The sequence below is a fragment of the Ideonella livida genome (assembly GCF_010499455.1).
Taxonomy (GTDB): Bacteria; Pseudomonadota; Gammaproteobacteria; order Burkholderiales; family Burkholderiaceae_C; genus Ideonella; species Ideonella livida.
Genome location: NZ_JAAGOH010000048.1, coordinates 1 through 21,986 on the forward strand (window position 1 = coordinate 1; position 21,986 = coordinate 21,986).

The 21,986-nt window shown below is 70.6% G+C and carries 22 protein-coding genes and 1 riboswitch; of the genes, 14 read left to right on the forward strand and 8 right to left on the reverse strand.

The window, feature by feature from the left end; genetic code table 11:
• Window positions 1-366: 366 nt before the first annotated feature.
• From G3A44_RS21580 to G3A44_RS21595, 4 genes are all read right to left on the reverse strand, one after another.
• The gene (locus tag G3A44_RS21580) at window positions 367-873 is read right to left on the reverse strand and encodes a hypothetical protein (RefSeq protein ID WP_163459821.1); all 507 of its coding nucleotides are present in this window, start codon (window positions 871-873) and stop codon (window positions 367-369) included.
• A gap of 72 nt (window positions 874-945) precedes the next feature.
• On the reverse strand, window positions 946-1,323 hold the full coding sequence (locus G3A44_RS21585; RefSeq protein ID WP_163459822.1) for a type II toxin-antitoxin system PemK/MazF family toxin: 378 nt from the start codon (window positions 1,321-1,323) through the stop codon (window positions 946-948).
• 341 nt (window positions 1,324-1,664) lie between these two features.
• A complete protein-coding gene (locus tag G3A44_RS21590) occupies window positions 1,665-2,237 on the reverse strand; it encodes a TMEM165/GDT1 family protein (RefSeq protein ID WP_163459823.1) in 573 nt (190 codons plus the stop codon).
• 113 nt (window positions 2,238-2,350) lie between these two features.
• Window positions 2,351-2,445: riboswitch (yybP-ykoY riboswitch) on the reverse strand.
• Between the two features lie 53 nt (window positions 2,446-2,498).
• The gene (locus G3A44_RS21595; protein ID WP_163459824.1) at window positions 2,499-3,134 is read right to left on the reverse strand and encodes an NADPH-dependent F420 reductase; all 636 of its coding nucleotides are present in this window, start codon (window positions 3,132-3,134) and stop codon (window positions 2,499-2,501) included.
• Window positions 3,135-3,267: 133 nt separating this feature from the next.
• Between G3A44_RS21595 and G3A44_RS21600 the strand changes: the two genes are divergently transcribed.
• Entirely contained in the window at window positions 3,268-4,221 is a 954-nt protein-coding gene (locus G3A44_RS21600; RefSeq protein WP_310734433.1) for a LysR family transcriptional regulator, read from the forward strand.
• 17 nt (window positions 4,222-4,238) lie between these two features.
• Here G3A44_RS21600 and G3A44_RS21605 read toward each other — a convergent pair whose 3' ends face one another.
• Together G3A44_RS21605 and G3A44_RS21610 are read right to left on the reverse strand one after the other, a co-directional pair.
• Window positions 4,239-4,946, reverse strand: coding sequence for a helix-turn-helix transcriptional regulator (locus G3A44_RS21605; RefSeq protein ID WP_163459826.1), 708 nt, complete (start codon window positions 4,944-4,946; stop codon window positions 4,239-4,241).
• Between the two features lie 16 nt (window positions 4,947-4,962).
• A complete protein-coding gene (locus G3A44_RS21610) occupies window positions 4,963-6,060 on the reverse strand; it encodes a LacI family DNA-binding transcriptional regulator (RefSeq protein ID WP_163459827.1) in 1,098 nt (365 codons plus the stop codon).
• A 182-nt stretch (window positions 6,061-6,242) separates the two neighbouring features.
• On the opposite strand from G3A44_RS21610, the gene G3A44_RS21615 reads away from it, so the two are divergent.
• Genes G3A44_RS21615 through G3A44_RS21645 form a run of 7 tightly spaced genes read left to right on the forward strand, consistent with a single transcriptional unit; the run spans window position 6,243 to window position 13,660 of the window.
• Complete coding sequence (locus tag G3A44_RS21615) at window positions 6,243-7,046, forward strand: ABC transporter permease (RefSeq protein WP_203561522.1); 804 nt, start codon at window positions 6,243-6,245, stop codon at window positions 7,044-7,046.
• Complete coding sequence (locus G3A44_RS21620) at window positions 7,046-7,837, forward strand: ABC transporter ATP-binding protein (protein WP_163459828.1); 792 nt, start codon at window positions 7,046-7,048, stop codon at window positions 7,835-7,837. Before G3A44_RS21615 ends, G3A44_RS21620 begins: the two co-directional genes overlap by 1 nt.
• A 33-nt stretch (window positions 7,838-7,870) precedes the next feature.
• Window positions 7,871-8,887: an aliphatic sulfonate ABC transporter substrate-binding protein gene (locus G3A44_RS21625; protein ID WP_163459829.1), complete on the forward strand. Its 1,017-nt coding sequence runs from the start codon at window positions 7,871-7,873 to the stop codon at window positions 8,885-8,887.
• Between the two features lie 12 nt (window positions 8,888-8,899).
• Window positions 8,900-10,453: a sulfatase family protein gene (locus G3A44_RS21630; RefSeq protein WP_203561523.1), complete on the forward strand. Its 1,554-nt coding sequence runs from the start codon at window positions 8,900-8,902 to the stop codon at window positions 10,451-10,453.
• Window positions 10,453-12,951, forward strand: coding sequence for a beta-glucosidase (locus G3A44_RS21635; RefSeq protein WP_163459830.1), 2,499 nt, complete (start codon window positions 10,453-10,455; stop codon window positions 12,949-12,951). The genes G3A44_RS21630 and G3A44_RS21635 overlap by 1 nt, the downstream gene beginning before the upstream one ends.
• Window positions 12,948-13,307, forward strand: a complete 360-nt coding sequence (locus G3A44_RS21640) for a YidH family protein (RefSeq protein WP_163459831.1) — start codon at window positions 12,948-12,950, stop codon at window positions 13,305-13,307. Before G3A44_RS21635 ends, G3A44_RS21640 begins: the two co-directional genes overlap by 4 nt.
• Window positions 13,304-13,660 (forward strand): DUF202 domain-containing protein, encoded by a 357-nt coding sequence (locus G3A44_RS21645; protein WP_163459832.1) that lies wholly within the window; start codon window positions 13,304-13,306, stop codon window positions 13,658-13,660. The genes G3A44_RS21640 and G3A44_RS21645 overlap by 4 nt, the downstream gene beginning before the upstream one ends.
• 42 nt (window positions 13,661-13,702) lie before the next feature.
• On the opposite strand, the gene G3A44_RS21650 is transcribed toward G3A44_RS21645, so the two are convergent.
• Window positions 13,703-14,677, reverse strand: coding sequence for a LysR family transcriptional regulator (locus G3A44_RS21650; protein WP_163459833.1), 975 nt, complete (start codon window positions 14,675-14,677; stop codon window positions 13,703-13,705).
• A 141-nt stretch (window positions 14,678-14,818) separates the two neighbouring features.
• Here G3A44_RS21650 and G3A44_RS21655 point away from each other — a divergent pair, with 141 nt between their 5' ends.
• The 4 genes from G3A44_RS21655 to G3A44_RS21670 are packed head-to-tail and all read left to right on the forward strand — an operon-like array spanning window position 14,819 to window position 18,799.
• On the forward strand, window positions 14,819-15,814 hold the full coding sequence (locus tag G3A44_RS21655) for a Bug family tripartite tricarboxylate transporter substrate binding protein (protein ID WP_163459834.1): 996 nt from the start codon (window positions 14,819-14,821) through the stop codon (window positions 15,812-15,814).
• Window positions 15,815-15,817: 3 nt separating this feature from the next.
• Window positions 15,818-18,052, forward strand: a complete 2,235-nt coding sequence (locus G3A44_RS21660; RefSeq protein ID WP_163459835.1) for an arylsulfatase — start codon at window positions 15,818-15,820, stop codon at window positions 18,050-18,052.
• A 22-nt stretch (window positions 18,053-18,074) separates the two neighbouring features.
• Window positions 18,075-18,446 carry a YidH family protein gene (locus G3A44_RS21665; RefSeq protein WP_203561524.1) on the forward strand — a complete coding sequence of 124 codons (372 nt, stop codon included), beginning with the start codon at window positions 18,075-18,077 and terminating at the stop codon, window positions 18,444-18,446.
• The gene (locus G3A44_RS21670; RefSeq protein ID WP_163459832.1) at window positions 18,443-18,799 is read left to right on the forward strand and encodes a DUF202 domain-containing protein; all 357 of its coding nucleotides are present in this window, start codon (window positions 18,443-18,445) and stop codon (window positions 18,797-18,799) included. Before G3A44_RS21665 ends, G3A44_RS21670 begins: the two co-directional genes overlap by 4 nt.
• Window positions 18,800-18,841: 42 nt before the next feature.
• Here G3A44_RS21670 and G3A44_RS21675 read toward each other — a convergent pair whose 3' ends face one another.
• Complete coding sequence (locus G3A44_RS21675; RefSeq protein WP_163459837.1) at window positions 18,842-19,402, reverse strand: gamma carbonic anhydrase family protein; 561 nt, start codon at window positions 19,400-19,402, stop codon at window positions 18,842-18,844.
• A 124-nt stretch (window positions 19,403-19,526) separates the two neighbouring features.
• Here G3A44_RS21675 and G3A44_RS21680 point away from each other — a divergent pair, with 124 nt between their 5' ends.
• Both G3A44_RS21680 and G3A44_RS21685 read left to right on the forward strand, forming a co-directional pair.
• Complete coding sequence (locus G3A44_RS21680; RefSeq protein ID WP_163459838.1) at window positions 19,527-20,561, forward strand: ImuA family protein; 1,035 nt, start codon at window positions 19,527-19,529, stop codon at window positions 20,559-20,561.
• Complete coding sequence (locus G3A44_RS21685) at window positions 20,521-21,978, forward strand: Y-family DNA polymerase (protein ID WP_239062036.1); 1,458 nt, start codon at window positions 20,521-20,523, stop codon at window positions 21,976-21,978. The genes G3A44_RS21680 and G3A44_RS21685 overlap by 41 nt, the downstream gene beginning before the upstream one ends.
• Window positions 21,979-21,986: the final 8 nt, after the last annotated feature.

The window sequence follows — 21,986 nt, forward strand, 5'->3', positions numbered from 1 at the left end:
CCTGCGCGGACAGTGACCGTTTAACTCAAGGGCGGCGAAACAGTTGCCGGCTAACGAAAGGGTCGTCCGCGTGCGTCCTTCATCAGGGTCAGTGGCTCGAATCCAACCGCCACAGTGACCGTTTGTATTTTAGCCAGTCCACACCCTGTTGTTTTCCTCAGGCTTGCCAGTGCGCCGGCTCAGGAGCAGGACATGAGAGAAATTAAAAAGGCCCGCGTGCGGGGCCTTGGGGGGGATTATTTGCTTGCGCTGGGCGGGGAAGCCCTTGTAGTCTGAATTCAGCCGACCAGCCAGCGAAGCTGGCGCAGGTCGGCTGCAATGAAAGGTTGGGCAGCATTCGCGGGTGACATTGACGGGGCAGCCCCATCATGATTCCAGAATCCATTGGCGGCGCCCGTTCTGCCACTCTGACAGTGAATCAGGCGACGTGTGACGCGACCAAGTCACAATGTATTCGGCGATAGCGGCACACGTCTGGTCGTCAATTTCGCGGAGATGCGCCAGCGTCTCGGCGACCCCGGCGCCAACAAAATACTCCCCGTCAAGTTCGCCGACATCCTGATTGAGGTACTGCGCCTCCCAAAGGACTTCGGTGTCACTGGGTACTCCACAGCAATGGATCAAGAACGCGCAGTGAAATATCCCTTCACTGCAGGTTCCGTCGTCCGTTGCAGCTCCTTCCCACAGGGCTTCGCGAAAAGCAATCTCCTCGTTAAAGAGCCTCAGCAACAGCAGTCGAAAGTCGCGCTGTTCTCGACCGGCGGCCAATTTGTAGATCGCAAGTCGATCGGCGGGACTGCGGAGCCGTTCTTCTAGTGCCGGGGACACATCTCCACTCTTTAGAAAGTGGCTTGCTAAGTTTTCTATGCTCATTCCGAGGCTGCCCAACACCTGAGTTAAGCCGCGCCGCGAAGCGGCGTCGGCTTGGACGAATTGTTAGGCCCCTCACCGAAGGCCCAAGCTTGCCTTCAACGCCGCATCGATGCGTGGCATGACAGCCGCAGTCACCTTACCAAGATGCTTCTTGATCCGGGCATCTCGATCGATGCTGCGCAAGTGACCACACTCGATGATGGAGTCTTTGCCGGCACCTGTACCGAGTTCAGCCGCGGTGACTAGTACCTGTTGAGGGTAGCCCTTGTACTGAGCCTGGTCGGTTAGCGGGGCAACGATAGTCAAAGGAGAGCCACGATTTCCTCCGTCGTTTTGAACTACGACGCAGGGGCGGCTCCCCGAGACTTTGTCATTCTGCTTCTCCCCACCGACTGCGCCGGAGAGATCCACAAGCACGATGTCACCACGTACAACTGCAATTTGCGGCATAAGTCTCCTTGAGGGGCCTAACACGTTATCGACAACATCCTCAATGTCCACATCTGGCCATAAATTGCCATCTGTAGGCATAAATTGCCACAGGTGGATGGCCAGATGTAGGCATTGGCGGCGCCGCTGAGATGTCCATATGTGGCCATTCTGGGGTGTGGCTCCGGCCTGTCAAGCAACTGGGCGCCGATGCGTGCCGATGGTTGACAGCTCCGCACCACAACGCGTCACGCCACCGGCGGTAAGCCGGTGGGCAATGGTGGTGTGTCTCAGTGGCGAGTGGCCCTGACGAGTGGGCCAGCCGGCAGCCCACCCCGGTGGTTTTGGCCCACGCCAGCCCGTCAGAACAACTGCCCCACATTCATCAGCGTGGCCACGCCCAGCACGGCAAAGATGGCGGCGGCAATGGCGTGCACCCAGGTCATGGAGAGTTTGTGGGCCATGCGGTCGCCCAGCAGCACGGCGGGGGCGTTGGCCAGCATCATGCCCAGGGTGGTGCCCATGACCACGCTGACGATGTCGGGGTAGCGGGCGGCCAGGGCCACGGTGGCGATTTGGGTTTTGTCGCCCATTTCAGCCAGGAAGAAGGCGACCACGGTGGTGCCAAACACGCCCAGGCGGCCGCGTTGGCCGGCTTGGGGGTCGTCCAGCTTGTCGGGGATGAGCATCCACACGGCCATGGCCAGGAAGGAGGCGCCAATTACCCAGCGCAGCCACTGCGGGCCGATGAGCGCGGCCACCCAGCCGCCCAGGGCGCCGGCGGCGGCGTGGTTGGCCAGCGTGGCCACCAAGATGCCCAGCAGGATGGGGATGGGGCGGCGCAGTGTGGCGGCCAGCACCAGGGCCAGCAGCTGGGTTTTGTCGCCCATTTCACCCAGGGCGACGATGCCGGCGGGGACGAGAAAAGCTTCCAAGGGAACACTCCAAGCGGGCCGGTGCAAGCAACCATGACCACGCCGCATCCCCGGCCCATTTCCGGAGGCAGCGCGGTCAAAGGTCTTGCCAGGCCGCCGGGCGCCGGGGGGGCGCGCCTTGGGCTGCGCACGCCATGGCCTTGCGGCCAAGTCTGTTGACGTGCGCCCCTGCCGGGCGGCAGGGCGGCTACTCCCCAATGACGTGAGTGAAGTAGCAAAAAACGGCGCGCAGTGTAGTCCATTGCGCGCCGTGTGGCCGTATCAGGCGGCCTTGTGCAGCCAGGCCGGGGCGATGCCGGTGCCCAGGCCGGCGCCGTAGCCCAGGTAGATGTTCAGGCCGGCCAGGGGCTCCAGGTAGCGGGCGTTCTTCAGGCCGCCGGCGTCCACCACGGCAAAGCCCAGGCTCTCGGTCAGGGTGCGCACGGTTTGCTTGGCCGGGGCGCTGTCGCTGGCCAGGAAGACGCTGGCGCGGCGGCCTTCTCCCAGGTCCGGCCCGGCGGCCAGCAGCGGGGCGAACAGGGTGTTGAAGCCCTTGACCAGGGCCACGCCGGGCACGGCGCGGGCGATCTCTTCGGCGGCCGAGGTGCTGTGGCCCAGGGTCAGGCCCATGTAGTCGGCGGTCAGCGGGTTGGTGATGTCGACCACGGCCTGGCCGGGCTCGGGGGCGGCCTCGGCCAGGGCGGCGGTGGCGTCGGCGTAGCCGGTGGCCAGCACCACCACGTCGGCGCCCCGGGCGGCGCCGGCAGCGGGCACGGCGCGGGCGCCGGGGTGGGCGGCGGCCAGGGCGGTGGCCTTGGCGGCGTCGCGGGCGCTCACGGCCACTTCATGGCCGGCGCGGGTGAGTTGCTGGACGAAAGCCGAGCCCATGTTGCCGGCGCCGATGACGGTGATTCGCATGTTCATCTCCTGGTGGGTGGCAGCAACCGCGCTGCCATGAGATGAACTTTAGGAATCCTGGCTTCCGAGATAAACAGCCCGCCAAGACATGGACTATCTCCAGAATCGGCACAATCAGGCGATGGACCGGTTCATGGAAATGAAGGCCTTTGTGGCCGTGGTGGAGGCGGGCAGCTTTGTGGGCGGTGCGCAGGCGCTGGCACTGTCCAACTCGGTGGTGTCGCGCCTGGTGGCCGATCTGGAGCGCCGCCTGGGCGTGCGCCTGCTGCAGCGCACCACCCGCCGGCTCTCCCTCACCCGCGAGGGCGAGCAGTTCCACCTGCGCTGCCGCGAGGTGCTGGCCAGCCTGGAGGCGGCCGAGGCCGAGGCGGGCGCCCAGGCCGGCCAGGCCATCGGCTTGCTGCGGCTGAACGTGCCGGTGAGCTTTGGCATGCACCACCTGGCGCCGCTGTGGCCGCAGTTCATGGCCCGCCACCCGCAGGTGACGCTGGAGGTGACGCTGGCCGACCGCGTGGTGGACCTGGTGGAGGAGGGTTATGACCTGGCGGTGCGCATTGCCCGCCTGCCCAACTCCAGCCTGGTGAGCCGGGCGCTCACCAGCACCCGGCTGGTGCTGTGCGCCAGCCCCGAGTACCTGGCGCGTCACGGCACGCCGCAGCATCCGCAGGACCTGGCGCAGCATTCGGTGTTTGCCTACACCCTGCTGTCCACCGGCGAGCACTGGGAGTTCACCGGGCCCGAGGGCCCGGTCTCGGTGCGGGTGCAGCCGCGCCTGCGCAGCAACAGCGGCGACACCTGCACCACCGCTGCGCTGGCGCACCAGGGGCTGGTGATGCAGCCCTCGTTCATGGTGTGGCCGGCGCTGTGCAGCGGTGCCCTGGTGGAGGTGCTGCCGCAGTACCGCGGGCTCACGTTGGGGGTGCATGCGGTGCTGCCCAGCCGCCTGCAGCAGACCACACGGGTGCGGGCGCTGGTGGCCTTCCTGGTGGAAGCCTTTCAGGACGCGCCTTGGGCCGACCCGGCGGGGCTGGCGGCGGCATCGGCATCCATGGCCGCCACGGCTGGGGGCACCACCACCGGGGCCTGAAGCGCAGCGCCCGCCGCTCAGGGTTCGGCGATGCCTTCGGCCTCACGCCATTCGCGCAGCAGCACCTGGCGGCGCCGGGGGTAGCGCTGCTGGCTCGGGCTCAGGGCGGTGATGCGGTCGGTGCGGAAGTGGCGCAGCGCCTGGCGCAGTTCGCACCAGGCCACCAGCACCCGGGTGCGGTCAAAAAAGCCCAGGGCGATGGGCCAGACGCTGCGCTCGGTCTCCTGGCCTTTCACGTCGCGGTAGCGCAGGGTGAGCCGGTGCTCTGCGCGGATGGCCAGGCGCAGCGTGGCCAGGCCGGCATCGCCGGCAGAGGGCTCGCCCGGCGCGGCGGCCGCCACGGGCGGGCCCACCAGCAGGGCGGCGCTTTCCAGCAACTGGCGCGCCTCGGCCGGCAGCACGGCGGCGATCTTGGCCAGGGCCTGGCGTGCGGCGCCGCCCAGGCGCGGATCGGCATGGCTGGCCACCCAGCGCGAGCCCAGCACCAGGGCCTCGATCTCCTCGGCGGTGAACATCAGCGGCGGCAGCATGAAGCCCGGCTGCAGCACATAGCCAAAGCCCGGCGCGCCGTCGATGGCCGCGCCCTGCGCCTGCAGGCTGGCGATGTCGCGGTACAGGGTGCGCAGGCTGATGCCCAGGGTCTGGGCCAGGTGGGCGCCACTCACCGGCCGGCGGTGCTGGCGCAGCAGCTCGATCAGGGAGAGCAGGCGGGCGGCGCGGGACATGGGGTGGCGGGCGGGTTCAGCGCGTGGCGTGCCGCAGCGCCGGGGTGGCGACGGAGCCGCGCAGCACCACCTCGCAGGGCAGCACCACCTGGGTGGCGGGCTGCCGGTCCACCCAGCGCAGCGGGTGCAGTGCGGCGATGACCTGCCGCGCGGCGGTCTCGCCCAGTTGCTCAATGGGCTGGTGCACGGTGGTGAGGTCGGGCCACAGCTTGCGGGCCAGGTCCAGGTCGTCATAGCCCACCACGGACAGCTCGCGGGGCAGCTCCAGCCCGCGTTCATGCGCGGCGGCGATGACGCCGGCGGCCAGCTCGTCGTTGACGGCGAACACGGCGGTCGGGCTGTCGGCCTGGGCCAGCAGGCGATGGCCGCAGCGGCGGCCATGGTCGAAGGTCAGGCCCTCGGCCGGGAAGATCAGCGCCGGGTCCACGGGCAGGCCGGCGTCTTCCAGGGCGGCGCGGTAGCCGGCTTCGCGCTCGGCGCTCACGCGGGCGCTCAGGTCCGAGCGCACCAGGGCCACGCGCTGGTGACCCTTGGCCAGCAGGTGGCGGATCATGGCGCGCACGGCCTGGCGCTCGTCGGCCACCACCCAGCGGCTGGCGCGCTGCAGATCGGCCGGGTTGATGGCGGCATAGGGGATGGACTCGGCGTCCAGGGCCTCCAGCACGCCGCCCAGGTCGCCGATTTGCGAGGGCACGACGAAGCCGCCCACCTGGCGCGTGCGGTAGCGGTGGGTCAGCTCGCGCAAGGCGGCCTGCGGGTCGGTCTGCACGGGCAGCACCATCAGGCCGAAGTCCAGCTCCTGGCAGGCCTGCATGGCGCCGATCTGCAGGCACATCATGTATTCATGCCCTGAGCGCGGCGCCTGGCCGTCGCTGCCCACGGCGCGCAGCAGGCCCACCACGCTGGGCACGCTGCTCTTGAGGTTGCGGGCCGAGAGGTCGGGCAGGTAGCCCAGTTCACGGGCGGCTTTTTCCACGGCGGCGCGGGTGGCGGCGGCCACATGCATCTCGCCGCGCAGCACGCGGGAGACGGTCTTGATGGACACCTGGGCGGCCTGCGCGACGTCGGTGATGCTGACGCGCGCGCCGCCGGTTTCGGATGCGCTGTCTTTCATACGACAACGCTATCAGGTTTGAACCCTCCGGGCCGCCATGGCCGCATGGGTGCGGTGTAAACCCTCATGCTTGACGCCGGGCAAGTCGGCATGATGGTGACACTCTGACAACGTTGTCTGACCTGACCGGCTGCAAGGCGCCGGACCGGACGGGCCGCGACCCCGCACCCTGGAGACCTGACTTGACTGCACCCCATTCCGCACCGGCGGCGGCGCCGCCGCCCGGCCCGCGACCGCGCAAGGCCGACCGCCTGCTCATGTTCAACCTGCTGTCCGTGGCGCTGGGGCTGCTGGCCTGGTGGGCGCTGGCGCAGTCCGGGCTCAGCGGCCTGCCCGGCCCGATGGAGGTGCTGCGCCGTGGTGCGCAGTTGCTGGCCGACGGCACCCTGGTCCATGACATCCGCGCCTCGCTGCAGCGGGTGCTGCTGGGCTTTGTCATCGGCACCGCGCTGGCCATTCCCGTGGGCTTTTTGATGGGCTGGTATGGCTGGGTGCGGGGCCTGATCGAGCCCTACATCCAGTTCTTCCGCACCGTGCCGCCGCTGGCCATCATCCCCATCGCCATCGTGTTCATGGGCATTGGTGAGGTGCCCAAGGTGTTTGTCATCTCCCTGGCGGCCTTCCTGTCCTCGGTGATCTCCACCTTCCAGGGCGTCATCACCGTGGACAAGGTGCTGATCAACGCCGCGCGGGTGCTGGGGGCCAACGATTTCGTGGTGTTCCGCCGGGTGGTGATCCCGGCCTCCACGCCCTTCATCCTGGTGGGCATGCGCATCGGCCTGGGCTCCTCATGGGCCACGTTGGTGGCCTCGGAGCTGATTGCTGCGCAGGAGGGGCTGGGCCAGCGCATGCAGCAGGCGCAGGTCTATTACGACCTGCCCACCATCTTCGTGGGCCTGGTGCTGATCGGGGTGCTGGGCCTGTGCATGGACCGGATCCTTCTCTGGGCGGAAAAGCGCCTGACGACCTGGCAGGAGCGCCGCTGATGAACCCCAAGATTTCCTTCCGTGGCGTGAGCTGCACCTTCCAGCTCAATGGCGAGGTGTTCCAGGCGCTGGACAACTTCTCGCTGGATGTGGCCGACGGTGAGTTCATCACCGTGGTGGGCCCTTCGGGCTGCGGCAAGTCCACCATGATGAACGTGGCCGCCGGCCTGCTGGAGCCCACGGCGGGTGAGGTGCTGGTGGAGGGGCGTGCGGTGCACGGCCCCAGCCCGGAGCGCGGCGTCATCTTCCAGCAGTACGCGCTGTTCCCGTGGCTGACGGTGCGCGAGAACGTGGCCTTTGGCCTGGACATCGCCAAGGTGCCCGAGCCCGAGCGGCGCCGCATCGTCGACCGCTGCATCGACCTGGTGGGCCTGACCCGCTTTGCCGACGCCCTGCCCAAGATGCTCTCCGGCGGCATGAAGCAGCGCTGCGCCATCGCCCGCGCCTATGCCGTCAACCCCGCCATCCTGCTGATGGACGAGCCCTTCGGCGCCCTGGACGCGCTGACCCGCGTGACCATGCAAGACCAGTTGCTGGCCACCTGGGCGCGCGACACGCGCACCGTGGTCTTCATCACCCACGACGTGGAGGAGGCGGTCTACCTGGCCAACCGGGTGATCGTCATGGCCGCGCGGCCTGGCCGGCTGCACCAGGTCATCCCGGTGGACCTGCCCTATCCCCGCAATGAGGAGATGCGCCTGTCGGCGCGCTTCATGGAGATCCGCAACCAGGTCTGGAACGCGGTCTACCACCAGACGCCGGCCATCGCCGCCCAGGCCCCGGCCGCCTGACCTTTCTTCCCCCCGCCCCTGCTGGAGAACCCCATGACCTCTGAGACCCTGTCCGACGGCCTGCTCCGCCGCCGCCACCTGCTGGTGGCCGGCTCCACCCTGGCCCTGTCCTCCCTGGAGCTGGCCGGCGCGGCTCATGCCCAGACCGCCAAGCCCCTGCCGGTGCGCATCGGCTACATCGGCGACTTCAACGGCAGCTCCTTGGTGGCGGTGGCCAACAAGCTGGGCCTGTGGGCCAAGCATGGTCTGGCCGCCGAGCTCAAGGCCTTCACCAACGGCCCGCTGCAGGTGCAGGCCCTGGGCGCCAAGGACCTGGACTTCGGCTACATCGGCCCGGGCGCGCTGTGGCTGCCCATCACCGGCCGCGCCAAGGTCATCGCCGTGGGCAATGTCGGCTTTGCCGACCGCGTCATCGGCCAGCCGGGCATCAAGACCCTGGCCGACCTGAAGGGCAAGACCGTGGCCGTGCCCGAGGGCACCAGCGGCGACATGCTGCTGCGCCTGGCCCTGCAGAAGGCCAAGCTGCAGCCCACGGACATCAAGCGCCTGACCATGGACCCGGCCACCATCGTCACCGCCTTCGGCTCGGGCCAGGTGGATGCGGCCAGCCTCTGGTACCCGCTGATCGGCACCATCAAGAAGCGCTTGCCGGCGCTCACCGAACTGTTCTCCAGCAAGGAGCTGTACCCGGCCTACACCTTCCCCACGGCCTACATCGCCCGCAACGACGTGGTGGAGGGCGACCCCCGGCTGGTGGAGGCCATGACCCGCGTCATCAAGGAGGCGCTGGACTGGCGCGCGGCCAACCTGAAGGAGGCCGTGGCGCTGACGGCCGCCCTGCTCAAGGCCCCGGCCGAGGTGCTGGAAGACGAGGTGGCCCTGTGCCGCTACCCCACCAGCGAAGAGCTCAGCCGCCTCACCCGCGACGGCACCGTGGGCGGTTGGCTCAAGGGCATGAACACGCTGTTCAAGGACATGGGCCGCGTGCCCGAGGTCGTCTCCCCCGACAGCTACTACCTGGGCGCCCGCTTCGCCGACACCAAGATCTGACCCCCGACTTCCATGCCGCAAACGCCGAGCCGGCTGCCCAAGCAGCCCAACATCCTCTTCATCATGGCCGATGACCACGCCTCCAAGGCGATCAGCTGCTATGGCCATGGCATCAACCACACCCCCCACATCGACCGCATCGCCCAGGGCGGCATGCGGCTGGACCACTGCTACGTCAGCAACTCCATCTGCACGCCCAGCCGCGCCAGCATCCTCACCGGCACCTACAACCACGTCAACGCGGTGCACACGCTGGCCAGCAACTTTGACAACCGCCTGCCGCATGTGGCCAAGCACCTGCGCACCGGGGGCTACCAGACCGCGCTGATCGGCAAGTGGCACCTGGGCGAAGGCGCCGCGCACCAGCCCTCGGGTTTTGACCATTGGGCCGTGCTGCCCGGGCAGGGCGAGTACTTCGACCCGCAGTTCATCGGCCCGGACGGCCCCTATCGCGAGTCCGGCTACGCCACCGACCTGATCACCGCCAAGTCCCTGGACTGGCTGGCCGCGCGCGACCCCGCACGCCCCTTCTTCCTGATGTGCCACCACAAGGCCCCGCACCGGCCCTGGGAGCCGCATCCGCGCCACCGCAGGCTCTACAACGACCCGATCCAGGTGCCCGAGACCTTCACCGACGACTACCGCCACCGCGCCCGCGCCGCCGGCGCGGCCAAGATGCGCATCGCCGATGACCTGACCTACTGGGACGTGGGCGTGGTGCAACCCGAGGGCGGCGCCGAGGTGGGCGCCATGGAGTACCCCGGCTCCACCGTGCGCAAGCTGCCGCCGCTGTCGGCCGCGCGTGACCTGCGCCTGATCGACAAGAACACCGGCGAGGTCTTCACCTTCACCGACGAGGAGCACTACCGCGTCTGGAAGTACCAGCGCTACATGCAGCGCTACCTGCGCACCCTGGCGGCCATCGACGAAGGCGTGGGCGAACTGCTGGACTACCTGGACCGCGAGGGCCTGGCCGAGGACACCCTGGTGATCTACACCTCGGACCAAGGCTTCTTCCTGGGCGAGCACGGCTGGTTCGACAAGCGCTTCATGTACGAGGAGTCGTTCCAGATGCCGTTTGTGGCGCGCTATCCGCGCCTGATCCCGGCGGGGACCGTGAGCGCGGACATCGCCTCCAACGTGGACTTTGCGCCCACCTTCCTGGACCTGGCCGGCCTGCGCGTGCCCAGCTACATGCAGGGCCGCAGCCTGCGCCCGCTGCTGGCAGATGCCACCCCGGCCGACTGGCCGCAGGTGGCCTACCACCGCTACTGGATGCACCGCGACGCCATCCACGACGCCTACGCCCACTACGGCATCCGCAACCAGCGCTACAAGCTCATCTATTGGTACAACCAAGGGCTGGGCATGCCGGGTGCGCACCCCGGAGGCGAGGCCCCCGAGTGGGAGTTCTTCGACTGCGAGAAGGACCCCCTGGAGCTGCTGAACTGCCACGCCGATCCCCGGTACCAGGACGAGGTCGCCCACATGACCCGCCTGCTGGAGGAGAAGATGGCCGAGATTGGCGACGACCCGGTCCACCTGGGCCAGCCGGGGGCACGCTGATGCCGCAGGCCGACGCTCGCCGCCTGGTCGAGGCCATGACCCTGGAAGAGCAGGTCAGCCTGCTCAGCGGGGCCGACTTCTGGACCACCACCGCCCTGCCGCACCACGGCCTGCCCGCCCTCAAGCTCACTGACGGGCCCAACGGCGCGCGCGGCAGCACCTGGAAGGACGGCCCGACGACCGCCTGCTTCCCGGTGGGCATCGCCCTGGCGGCCACCTGGGACATCGCCCTGGTCACCGCCGCCGGCGCCGCCCTGGGCCGCGAGGCCCGGCTCAAGGGCGCCGACGTGCTGCTGGCGCCCACCATCAACCTGCAGCGCACCGTCTACAACGGCCGCAACTTCGAGTGCCACTCCGAAGACCCGTGGCTGGCCTCCGAGATGGCGGTGGCCCTGGTGCGCGGCGTGCAGTCCGAAGGCGTGGCCGCCACGGCCAAGCACTTCGTGGGCAACGAGAGCGAGCACCAGCGCATGACCATGAGCTCGCAGATCCCGGAGCGGGCGCTGCGTGAGCTCTACCTGCTGCCGTTTGAGCGCGCGGTCAAAGAGGCCGGCGTGCGCGCGGTGATGACCGCCTACAACCGCGTGGACGGCGAGTTCATGGCCGACCACCGCCGCCTGCTGCAACAGGTGCTGCGCGACGAATGGGGCTTTGATGGCCTGGTGATGACCGACTGGCTGGCCCACCACGACACCGTGGCCAGCCTGCTGGCCGGCTGTGACCTGGAGATGCCCGGGCCCACACGCCAACGCGGCGCGGCCCTGATCGACGCCGTGCGCGCCGGCCGGGTGCCGGCCGAGGCGGTGGCCGCCTGCGCGCAGCGGGTGGTCGCCCTGGCGCAGCGCTGCGGCGCCATGGGCCGTGCTGCACTGCCGGCCGAGCGGGCCGACGACCTGCCCGCGCACCGTGCGCTGATCCGTCGCCTGGGCGCCGCCGGTGCCGTGCTGCTCAAGAACGAAGGCGGCCTGCTGCCCCTGGCGCTGCAGCCCGGCCAGACCGTGGCCCTGATCGGCCAGGCGGCGGTGCAGCCGCAGATCATGGGCGGCGGCAGCGCCACCGTGAACGCCCACTACCGGGTGGCCCCGCAGCAGGCCTTGCAGGCCGCCTGTCCGCAGGTGCGCTTCACCCACCACGTGGGGGCCGCCACGCACCGCTTCACCCCGGTGTACCCGGGGCCGATGCGGCTGGAGTTCTTCGCCCACGCCGACCTGAGCGGCCCGGTGCTGGCCACGCAGGACTCGCTCAACGGCGAGGTCATGTGGCTGGGCAGCGTGCCCGAGGGCGTGCAGCGCGAGGGCTTCCACTGCCGGGCCCGGCTGCGCTATGTGGCCGAGGCCAGCGGCCCGCATGTCTTCTCCCTGATCTCCGCCGGCCTGAGCCGCGCCTGCCTCAATGGCGAGCCGGTGCTGGACGCCTGGACCGGCTGGCAGCGTGGCCAGACCTATTTCACCTTCGGCTGCGACGAGGTGCGGCACCAGCGCCACCTGCAGGCCGGGGAGGCGGTGGACATCGAGCTGGTGTATTCCAGCGTCACACCGTGCCAGGCCGAGATGGGCACCGACATGCGCGCCCTGCGCCTGGGCGTGGCCCGCACCCTGGGCGAGGCCGAGCTGGACGCCGCCGTGCAGGCCGCCCGGCAGGCCGATGTGGCCATCGTCTTTGCCGGGCTCAGCGCGGAATGGGACAACGAGGGCCTGGACCGGCCGGGGCTGGACCTGCCGCACCACCAGAACGCGCTCATCGCCCGTGTGGCCCAGGCCAACCCGCGCACGGTGGTGGTGCTGCAGAGCGGCTCCCCCCTGCTGCTGCCCTGGCTGGACGCCGTGCCGGCCGTGCTGCAGGCCTGGTACCCCGGCCAGGAATGCGGACACGCCGTGGCCGACGTGCTGCTGGGCCAGGCCGAGCCCGGCGGCCGCCTGCCGCAGACTTGGCCGGCCCGGCTGGCCGACACCGTCGCCTTTGGCCAGCCGGCGCACTACCCGGGCGTGGACGGCCGCGTGCACTACGCCGAGGGCCTGTTCATCGGCTACCGCCACCACGACGCCCGGGGCCTGGTGCCGTTGTTCCCCTTTGGCCACGGCCTGGGCTACACCGACTTCGCCTGGGAGGCCGTGCGCGTGGCCGCCGTGGCCGCCGTGGCCGACCTGGTGGCGCCGGCGTGCGCCACCGGCTTTGAGCCGCTTTTCCGGGTGGAGGTGGACCTGCGCAACACCGGCCAGCGGCCCGGCGGCGCCGTGGTGCAGCTCTACCTGGCACCGCTGGAGGATGCCGACCCCGAGCGCCCGCCCCAGGCCCTGGCCGCCTTTGGCCGCCTGGACCTGCCGGCCGGCGCGCAAGGCACCCTGGCGCTGCACCTGCCGGCACGGGCCTTCTGCGTGTACGACGTGGCCCGGGGCGCCTGGGTGCGGCGCGGCGGCCGCCATGCGCTGCGCGTGGGCGCCTCCTCGCGGGATGTGCGGCTGCAGGCGGACCTCTCCCTGCCACCGGAGCCGGCATGACCCGGCCCCACTGGCGCCAGACCGGCCAGGAGCCCGACTACCGCTTCTCGCTGGCCAATGAGCGCACCTTCCTGGCCTGGATCCGCACCGCACTGGCCCTGATGGCCGGGGCGGTGGTGCTGCGGCAGGTGGCGGGTGGGCACCCCACGGGCCCGGGCCTGCTGACCGGGGCTGCGCTGGCGGCCTGCGGCCTGGCGGCGGTGCTCTGCGTGTTCGCCTACCGGCGCTGGAAGGCCAATGAGATGGCCATGCGCCACCAGCAGCCGCTGCCGGCCTCGCGCTTTCTGCTGGGCCTGTCGTGGCTGCTGGGCGCGGCGGCGCTGGGGATGGCCTGGGCGGTGCTGCACCTGCCATGAGCGATCCGGGCCTGCAGCCCGAGCGCACCGCGCTGGCCTGGCAACGCACCGCCTGGTCGATGGCGGTGGCCGCCGCCGTGCTGCTGAAGGTGGGCGCCGCCGGCGGCCATGGCCCCACGCTGGCCGCCGGGGCCGGGCTGGCCGTGGGGGCGGCCGGGTGGACGGGGGCTGCCGTGTGGCGCGCCCGGGCACTGCGGCGGTGGCGGGCGTGGCATCAAGCGGAGCAGCCGGAGCAGCCGGAGCAGCCGCCCGCCACCTGGGCACCGGCGGCGGCCCCCGCCACGCTGATGGGCACCACCGCGCTGCTGGCCGTGGGGGCTGCGTGCCTGTGCGGGCTGGCGGTGTGGCTGTGAGCGGTGGCCGTGAGCGGTGGGGCGGCGCAGGCACGGCCAGTCTCAGCGACTTGCCTGCAGGGCAACGCCCTGCATCAACGCCTTTCGGAAAGCGGCGAACGCGTGCAGCCGCAGCACGGTCGGGCGATACATCAGGCCGGCCACATAGCGCCTGCCCGGGGCTTCGGCGCTGCCGGCCATGCGCAGCGGCTGCAGGCCTTCGCGCTGGGCCACGGCCTGCAAGGTGGAAGGCAGCAGCATCAGGTGTCGGCCATCGGCCATCACCCTGAAGCCAAAGTGGACCGAGGTGGTGTCAATGGAGGCCGGCGGGGCCTGCAGTCCGGTCGCCGTGAACAGCCCCTCCAGATAGCGCCGCCCGCTCACCGCTTCCGTGAACCAGATCCACGGATAGTGCAGCAGGTCGGCGGGGCTGACCTGCGGGGCCGCCTGCAAAGGGTGTGTCTGGCTGGCAAAGACTTGGTGCTCGACCGTCAGCAAAGGCTCGTAGCAAAGCTCGGGTGAGCGCTCCGCCGGATCAGGCAGGCCACCCAGCACCGCTTCCAGCCGGCCCTCGTCCAGCATCGGCAGCGTGGCCTCATTCATGCGGCCCAGCAGGCTCACCCGCACATCCGGGAACTCACGCTGGACCAGTGCCACCGCCTCCGGGGCGAGTTGGTAGGCCCAGGCCGGGCCGGCGGCGATGCGCAGCTCCCCCGTGGCGCCCTCCACCAACTGGTTGATCTCGGCGGCGGCGTAGGTGCAGTTCATCTCCACCATCTCCGCGTGGACCTTCAAGGCTTTCCCGAAGGGGGTCAGGCTCATGCCTTTGGCGCTTCGCTCGAACAGGGCCACTTCCAGCGCCTGTTCCAACTCCTGGATGCGGCGGGTCAGGGCGGATTGGGTGACATGGACATGTTCCGCCGCCTGGCGGATGCCCCCCGCCCGGGCCACCGCCAGAAAGTCGCTCAGCAGATGCACCCGGCGCGCCAAGCGGCTGGCCACGGGCGACAGAGGAGGGGAGGTCAGCGAAGTGGCCATGCTTTGGTGTTGCGCTTATTGCATCGGGTGGTGAGTTATTTTGACTTCTCCGCATCGCCTTGCGTCTCTAGAGTCAGGGCCTGAGACAAGCGGTTCCCTTCGGAACGCCACCTTCACCTTCCTCCAGAGACAGGCTGCCCCATGCGCTATCCACATCCCCTGCTGCGTTCCTTTTCCTGGGCCTGGCCCTTGGCTGTGCTGGGCGCGATGGCGCCTTGGAGCGGCGCAGTCGCCCAGGCGCAGACCTTCCCGTCCAAGCCGGTGACTTTGGTGGTGCCTTTTGCAGCCGGCGGGCCCGCCGATGTGATGGCGCGCCTGCTGGGCCAGCAACTCAATCTGGGGCAGGCGCTGGTGGTGGAGGCCAAGCCTGGCGCTGGCGGCACGATCGGTGCTGCGGCGGTGGCCAAGGCGCCGGCCGATGGCCACACGCTGTTGTTTGTCACGGCCGGTCACGCCGGCACTGGTGCGCTCTATCCCCGGCTCCCGTATGACCCGGTCAAAGACTTCACCCCGGTCATCGGGCTGGCCGCCGCCCCCGTCGTGATCGCCGTGCGGGCGGACTCGCCCTACAAGACGTTGCAAGAGCTGGTGGCGGCCGCCCGCGCCAACCCCGGCAAGCTCAGCTGTGCCGGTGGCGGCGGCGGCGCCACCGTGACCAACCTGGCCTTCGAGTTGATCAAGGCCGATCTGAAGCTGGACATCACCGCCATTCCGTACAAGGGGTCCGCGCCGGCCATCACCGGCTTGCTGGGCGGTGAGATTGACTGCGACAGCGACGCCATTGCCGCGCTCATGCCGCATGTCAAGGCGGGCAAGCTGCGCGCGCTGGCCGTGACCACCCAGCGGCGCTCCCCCCTGCTGCCAGAGGTGCCCACCGTGGCCGAAAGCGTGCTGCCCGGCATGGCTGGCGCGGCCTGGTACGGCGTGTTGGCCCCCAAGGGCACGCCGGCGCCGGTGGTCGAGCGGCTGCAGAAGGCCTTTGCCTCTGCCCTGCGGGAGCCCCAGGTGCAGGAGCGGCTGAAGGAGCAGGGGGCCGAGCCGCTGGAGATGGACGCCAAGTCATTTGGCGCCTACCTGGCCAGTGAGGCGCAGCGCTGGGGCGGCCTCATCCGCAAGCTGGGCCTGAAGGCGGATTGAGCGATGAGCACTGACTTTGCCGGCCGCATCGGCCGAACCTACCGCGAGTCCACGCCCTGGTGGCCGCAGCCTCCCACGGCGCCGGCCAACGCGCCCAACGTGGTGTTCATCGTGCTGGACGACGTGGGCTTCTCGGACCTCGGCTGCTATGGCGCGGAGTTCGACACCCCGCGCATGGATGCCCTGGCCGCAGGGGGCGTGCGCTACAGCAACTTCCACGTCACCGCCATGTGTTCGCCCACCCGGGCTTGCCTGCTCACCGGGCGCAACGCCCATGCCGCCGGCGTGGGCGCCATCGCGGAATGGGCCAACGGCTTTCCCGGCTATGAAGGCCGCATGAGCCGGCAGACCGCCACCGCCGCCGAGATCTTTGCCGAACACGCCTATGGCACGTATGCCGTGGGCAAGTGGCACCTGTCCAACATGGCCAACTATGCGGCGGCCGGCCCTCATCCGGACTGGCCGTTGGGCCGGGGCTTCAGTCGTTGGTACGGTTTTCTGGGGGGCTATGTCGACCACTGGCACCCCGACCTGCACGAGGACAACCACCCGATCCGCCACCAGCCCCGCCCCGGTTACCACCTCAGCGAGGATTTGGTGGACCAGGCCATCGCACAGGTGCGTGACCACGTGTGCGCCGCACGCGGCAGGCCGTTCATGACCTACCTGGCGTTTGGTGCCGCGCACTGGCCGCTGCATGTGCCCGCCCCGTTCATCGAGAAATACCGCGGGCGCTATGACGAGGGCTGGGACGTGGCGCGCGAGCGCCGCTTTGCCAAGCAGAAGGCGCTGGGCATCGTGCCGGCCGATGCCCAACTGTCGCCGCGCAACCCGGGGGTGCCCGCCTGGGAGACGCTCTCTCCGGCGGCTCGTCTGGGTGCGGCCCGGCTGCAGGAGGCCTTTGCCGGGTTCATGGACCACACCGACACCCAGATCGGCCGCTTTGTGGACTACCTGGCCGCCATCGACCAACTGGACAACACCGTCATCGTGCTGCTGTCGGACAACGGTGCCAGTGGCGAGGGGGGCGAGACCGGCGCGGTAAACATTCGCAAGCACCTGCAGACAGAAAAGGAAACCTCGCAGTACGTGGTGCAGCACCTGGACCTGATCGGTTCGGAGCACTCGTTTCCGCACTATCCGCAAGGCTGGGCACAGGTCTCGAACACGCCGCTCAAGTGGTACAAGAAACACACCCACGGCGGAGGGATCCGGGCCCCGCTCATCGTGCATTGGCCCCAGGGCATTGCGCAGCGCGGCGCCATCCGGACCCAGTACCACCACGTGATCGATGTGCTGCCCACCCTGCTGGAGCTCACCGGCGTGCAAGCGCCCACGCAGTACCGTGGCGTGCCGCAGTTGCCCCTGCACGGCATCAGCATGGCCTACACCTTTGACGCGCCGGATGCCCCCTCCCGGCGTCAGGTGCAGTACTTCGAAATGGTGGGCGACCGTGCGCTCTTCCAAGACGGCTGGAAGATCGTGGCCCGGCATCGCAAAGGCGAAGATTTCGAGACCGACACCTGGGAGCTGTTCCACATGGCCGATGACTTCTCCGAGGTCAAAGATCTGGCGGCCGAGCAGCCTGAGCGGGTGCGCCGCATGGTGGATCGCTGGTGGCAAGAGGCCGAACGCTACGGCGTGCTGCCGCTGGACGACCGCGAGGGCGAGCGTGCGCTCGACTGGTTCCGGGCCAGTGCCCCTTCGCGCTATGAGTACTTGCCGGGCATGGCGCGGGCGGATCGTCTGATGGTGCCCGCCATCAATGGTCGCAGCTATGGGGTGGAAGCGGACATCGACTGGGCAAGTGACGCCGGTCAAGCCCAGGGCGTCCTCCTGGCTTTTGGCAACCGGTTTGGCGGCATGGCGCTGTACGCCCACGACGGCGAGGTCTGCTTTGACTACCTCTACAGCGAGAACTCCACCCACAGCCTGCGGGCCCCCCTGCCCCGTGGCCGCTGCACCTTGAGCCTGCGCTTTGACGCCACGGGCGAGCGCAGCGGTGTCTTTGGCCTGGCACTGGACGGGCGGGAATTCGCTGTCATGCGTGTGGACCGGCTCTGGACGACCTATGGCATCACCGCCGGCCTGACCTGCGGCTACCTCAACGTGCCCATCGTGCCGGCCTGCCCGGTGCCGGCCCTCTTCACGGGCACCTTGCACCGTTTGACCCTGACCCTCGGCCCCGTGGCGGCGAAGCCATCGGGTGAGTTCGCGGCGCTGATGCAGCAAGAGTGAGGGTCGGATGTCCCATCGAACCATGAGCCGCCCCGCGAGCCGCCCCCTGTGGCAGCGCGCCGGCCAGGAGCCCGACTACCGCTTCTCGCTGGCCAATGAGCGCACCTTCCTGGCCTGGATCCGCACCGCACTGGCCCTGATGGCCGGGGCGGTGGTGCTGCGGCAGGTGGCGGGTGGGCACCCCACGGGCCCGGGCCTGCTGACCGGGGCTGCGCTGGCGGCCTGCGGCCTGGCGGCGGTGCTCTGCGTGTTCGCCTACCGGCGCTGGAAGGCCAATGAGATGGCCATGCGCCACCAGCAGCCGCTGCCGGCCTCGCGCTTTCTGCTGGGCCTGTCGTGGCTGCTGGGCGCGGCGGCGCTGGGGATGGCCTGGGCGGTGCTGCACCTGCCATGAGCGATCCGGGCCTGCAGCCCGAGCGCACCGCGCTGGCCTGGCAACGCACCGCCTGGTCGATGGCGGTGGCCGCCGCCGTGCTGCTGAAGGTGGGCGCCGCCGGCGGCCATGGCCCCACGCTGGCCGCCGGGGCCGGGCTGGCCGTGGGGGCGGCCGGGTGGACGGGGGCTGCCGTGTGGCGCGCCCGGGCACTGCGGCGGTGGCGGGCGTGGCATCAAGCGGAGCAGCCGGAGCAGCCGGAGCAGCCGCCCGCCACCTGGGCACCGGCGGCGGCCCCCGCCACGCTGATGGGCACCACCGCGCTGCTGGCCGTGGGGGCTGCGTGCCTGTGCGGGCTGGCGGTGTGGCTGTGAGCGGTGGCCGTGATCCGTGGCCGTGAGCGGTGGGGCGGCCGGTCAGGCCGCGTCGGTGCGGGTGGCCGCCGCCTCGCCTGCCTGGTAGTTGGCCTTCACCCGCACATAGTGCTCGGCCGAGTAGCGCAGGTAGGCGATCTCCTCCGCGCTCAGGGCGCGGGCCTTGGCCACGGGCCGGCCGATGTAGAGGTGGCCGCTTTCCAGCACCTTGCCAGGGGGCACCAGGCTGCCGGCGCCCACCATCACCTGCGGCTGGATCACCGCGTCGTCCATCACGATGGCGCCCATGCCGATCAGGCACTCGTCGCCGATGGTGCAGCCGTGCAGGATCACGCCGTGACCGATGGTCACATGCTGGCCGATGGTCAGCGGTGAGCCCTCGGGCTTGGCCGGCGTCTTGTGCGAGACATGGCCCATCGAGAAGTCCTGGATGTTGCTGCCCTGGCCGATGGTGATGCGGTTGACATCCCCGCGCAGCACCGCGTTGCACCACACCGAGACGTCGCGGCCCAGCTGCACATCGCCGATGACCTGGGCCGTGGGGTGGAGGTAGACGCCTTCGTCCAGGCGGGGCGTGGTGTTCAGGTAGGGCTGCAGGGGCATGGTGGGGGGGTGGAAAGGTCGGTCGAGCGCATGGCGCCGGGTGGGTGCACTGCAGTATGCCGGCTTGGCAAGCCGGGCCGGGTGGTGCAATACTGTATGCCCATACAGTATTTGACTGTCCACCATGTCTGCCGTTCTGCCATGGGCCGCCGGCGCGGGCGATGCGCTGCCGCGCCTGGCCCTGCCCCGTTCCGCCCCGCTGCGCAGCCGCAGCCGCCGTTCCCTGCCGGACAACCTGCCGCCCGAGGTGGCGCAGGCCGTCTGGTGCGGCACCGACCTGGGCCGCCCCGGCGCCAGCCCGGTGCTGCCCAGCGGCTGGGCTGCGCTGGATGCCGAGCTGCCTGGCGGCGGCTGGCCCGCCCAGAGCCTGACCGAGGTGCTCTGTGCCCAGCCCGCCGTGCTGGAGTGGCGGCTGCTGGGCCCGGTGCTGCGCCAGGTGGTGGCCGGTGGCGGCCAGGTCCTGCTGGTGGGCGCGCCGCGCACCCCGCACCTGCCGGGCCTGCGCCACGCCGGGCTGGATGAGCGCCAACTCGTCTGGGTGCAGGCGGACACCCCGGCCGAGCGCCTGTGGTGCACCGAGCAGCTGCTGCGCGCCGGGGCGGCCACGCCGCCGGCCGGGGCTGCGGGCACGGCCTCCCCCGACGGCAACGCCAACACCCACACCCACACCCGCCCACCCCGGGGCGCCCACGCCGTGCTCGCCTGGCTGCCCCAGGCCCGGCCGGAGCAGATCCGCCGCCTGCAGGTCAGTGCCCAGGCGGGCAGCGGGTTGGTGTTTCTGCTGCGCCCGCAGGCCGCGCAGCATGAGGCCTCGGCTGCGCCGCTGCGGGTGATGGCCCGCATGGGGCTGGACTGGGCGCTGCAGGTGCAGGTGTTCAAGCGTCGCGGCCCGGTGCATGAGGACTGGGTGGCCTTGCCCTCGGTGCCCGGTGGCCTGCAGGCCGTAATCACCCCCCGCCTGCGCCGGCCCAGCCTGCTGCTGGCCGCGCGCCACCAAGCGGCCCAACCGATGCCGGGGCCGCGCACCGGGGTGCCGGCCGCCACGGGGGCGGCGGCGGTGTCCGTTGCAGATCCCGCCCTGGCCGCCCCAAGCCCGCTGTTTGCCGAGGAGCCCGCCCATGCTTTGGGCCGCACTGCTGCTGCCACCCGCAGCGCCTGAGGCGGCGGGCGGGCCACTGGCGCCCCAGCCCCTGCCGGGCCAGCCGGCGGCCGCCCCGCCGCCCACGCTGGACCCGCGCCTGGGCGTGGCCACCTGGGCGCTGCAGTTCAGCCCCCGCGTGGCGCTGCGCGAGGAGGCGGTGCTGATGGAGGTGGAGGCCAGCGTGCGCCTGTTTGGTGGCCGCCGGGCGCTGCGCGACCGCGTGGTGCAGGAGGGCGCCGAGCTGGGCGTGGCCGCCGTGGCCTGGGCCCCCAACAGCCTGGCCGCCCAGGCCCTGGCCCGCGCCGGGGTGGAGAACGGCTTCAAGCGCCCGCTGGAAGCCCTGCTGGACGGCCTGCCCATGGCCGTGCTCAGCGCCGTGCAGCCCCACCACGAGACCTTGGCCCGCCTGGGCTGCCGCTTGCTGGGCGATGTGCGCCGCCTGCCGCGCGGCGGCCTGGGCCGGCGCTTTGACGCCGCGCTGCTCACCGCGCTGGACCAGGCCTATGGCCTGCGCCCCGAAGCCCACGAATGGCTGGCCCTGCCCGAGACCTTCCACGGCCGGCTGGAGCTGATGTCGCGGGTGGAGATGGCGCCGGCCCTGCTGTTTGGCGCCCGGCGCCTGCTGCTGCAGCTGTGCGGCTGGCTGGCCGCGCGCCATGCCGGCGTCACCGCCTTCAGCCTGCATTGGGTGCACGACTCCATGCGCGCCCGCGACGTGGGCCCCGGCGGCCAGCTGGCCATCCGCACCGCCGAGCCCACCCGCGCGCTGGAGCACCTGTGCCGCCTGCTGGCCGAGCACCTGGCCCGCCTGCAACTGCCCGCGCCGGTGGGCGAGCTGCGCCTGCAGGCCGACGAGGTGCACCCGCTGGAAGAGGCCACCGCCAGCCTGCTGCCCGATGACGATGCCCGCCGCGAAGTCCTGCCCCTGGTGCTGGAGCGCCTGGCGGCCCGCCTGGGGCCGGAGCGTGTGCTGCGCCCCGTGCTCACCGCCGACCACCGGCTGGAATGGATGCAGATGTGGCAGCCCGCGCCGGCCACCCGCGCCACCTCCGCGCGCCGCAGCGCGGCGGCGGTTGGCGCAGCGGCTCAGGCCGCCGCCAGCCTGCCCCAGCCCACCTGGGTGCTGCCCCAGCCCGTGCGCCTGGCCACGCGCGGGCACCGGCCGCTCTACCAGGGCCTGCTGCAACTGCTCTCCGGCCCGCACCGGGTGGAGGGCGGCTGGTGGCACCGCCTGGCCCCCAGCGCGGTGGCTGCGCCCATCGTCCACCCGGGGGCGCATGCGCACCCCCTGACCACCGATCCTGCCCCCGCCACCGCCCACCTGCAGCGCGACTACTGGCTGGCCGTGAGCGAGCACGCCGGCCTGCTGTGGATCTACCAGGAGCGCCTGGCCAGCGACGAGACCGCCTGGTACCTGCACGGCGTGTTTGCCTGAGCCGGTCC

Excerpts from the sequence above, each read along its gene's own strand:
- G3A44_RS21580 (WP_163459821.1), bottom strand. The coding sequence starts at position 873 with ATGAGCATAGAAAACTTAGCAAGCCACTTTCTAAAGAGTGGAGATGTG.
- G3A44_RS21585 (WP_163459822.1), bottom strand. The coding sequence starts at position 1,323 with ATGCCGCAAATTGCAGTTGTACGTGGTGACATCGTGCTTGTGGATCTC.
- G3A44_RS21595 (WP_163459824.1), bottom strand. The coding sequence starts at position 3,134 with ATGCGAATCACCGTCATCGGCGCCGGCAACATGGGCTCGGCTTTCGTC.
- G3A44_RS21600 (WP_310734433.1), top strand. The coding sequence starts at position 3,268 with ATGGAAATGAAGGCCTTTGTGGCCGTGGTGGAGGCGGGCAGCTTTGTG.
- G3A44_RS21605 (WP_163459826.1), bottom strand. The coding sequence starts at position 4,946 with ATGTCCCGCGCCGCCCGCCTGCTCTCCCTGATCGAGCTGCTGCGCCAG.
- G3A44_RS21610 (WP_163459827.1), bottom strand. The coding sequence starts at position 6,060 with ATGAAAGACAGCGCATCCGAAACCGGCGGCGCGCGCGTCAGCATCACC.
- G3A44_RS21620 (WP_163459828.1), top strand. The coding sequence starts at position 7,046 with ATGAACCCCAAGATTTCCTTCCGTGGCGTGAGCTGCACCTTCCAGCTC.
- G3A44_RS21625 (WP_163459829.1), top strand. The coding sequence starts at position 7,871 with ATGACCTCTGAGACCCTGTCCGACGGCCTGCTCCGCCGCCGCCACCTG.
- G3A44_RS21630 (WP_203561523.1), top strand. The coding sequence starts at position 8,900 with ATGCCGCAAACGCCGAGCCGGCTGCCCAAGCAGCCCAACATCCTCTTC.
- G3A44_RS21635 (WP_163459830.1), top strand. The coding sequence starts at position 10,453 with ATGCCGCAGGCCGACGCTCGCCGCCTGGTCGAGGCCATGACCCTGGAA.
- G3A44_RS21640 (WP_163459831.1), top strand. The coding sequence starts at position 12,948 with ATGACCCGGCCCCACTGGCGCCAGACCGGCCAGGAGCCCGACTACCGC.
- G3A44_RS21645 (WP_163459832.1), top strand. The coding sequence starts at position 13,304 with ATGAGCGATCCGGGCCTGCAGCCCGAGCGCACCGCGCTGGCCTGGCAA.
- G3A44_RS21650 (WP_163459833.1), bottom strand. The coding sequence starts at position 14,677 with ATGGCCACTTCGCTGACCTCCCCTCCTCTGTCGCCCGTGGCCAGCCGC.
- G3A44_RS21655 (WP_163459834.1), top strand. The coding sequence starts at position 14,819 with ATGCGCTATCCACATCCCCTGCTGCGTTCCTTTTCCTGGGCCTGGCCC.
- G3A44_RS21660 (WP_163459835.1), top strand. The coding sequence starts at position 15,818 with ATGAGCACTGACTTTGCCGGCCGCATCGGCCGAACCTACCGCGAGTCC.
- G3A44_RS21665 (WP_203561524.1), top strand. The coding sequence starts at position 18,075 with ATGAGCCGCCCCGCGAGCCGCCCCCTGTGGCAGCGCGCCGGCCAGGAG.
- G3A44_RS21670 (WP_163459832.1), top strand. The coding sequence starts at position 18,443 with ATGAGCGATCCGGGCCTGCAGCCCGAGCGCACCGCGCTGGCCTGGCAA.
- G3A44_RS21675 (WP_163459837.1), bottom strand. The coding sequence starts at position 19,402 with ATGCCCCTGCAGCCCTACCTGAACACCACGCCCCGCCTGGACGAAGGC.
- G3A44_RS21680 (WP_163459838.1), top strand. The coding sequence starts at position 19,527 with ATGTCTGCCGTTCTGCCATGGGCCGCCGGCGCGGGCGATGCGCTGCCG.
- G3A44_RS21685 (WP_239062036.1), top strand. The coding sequence starts at position 20,521 with ATGCTTTGGGCCGCACTGCTGCTGCCACCCGCAGCGCCTGAGGCGGCG.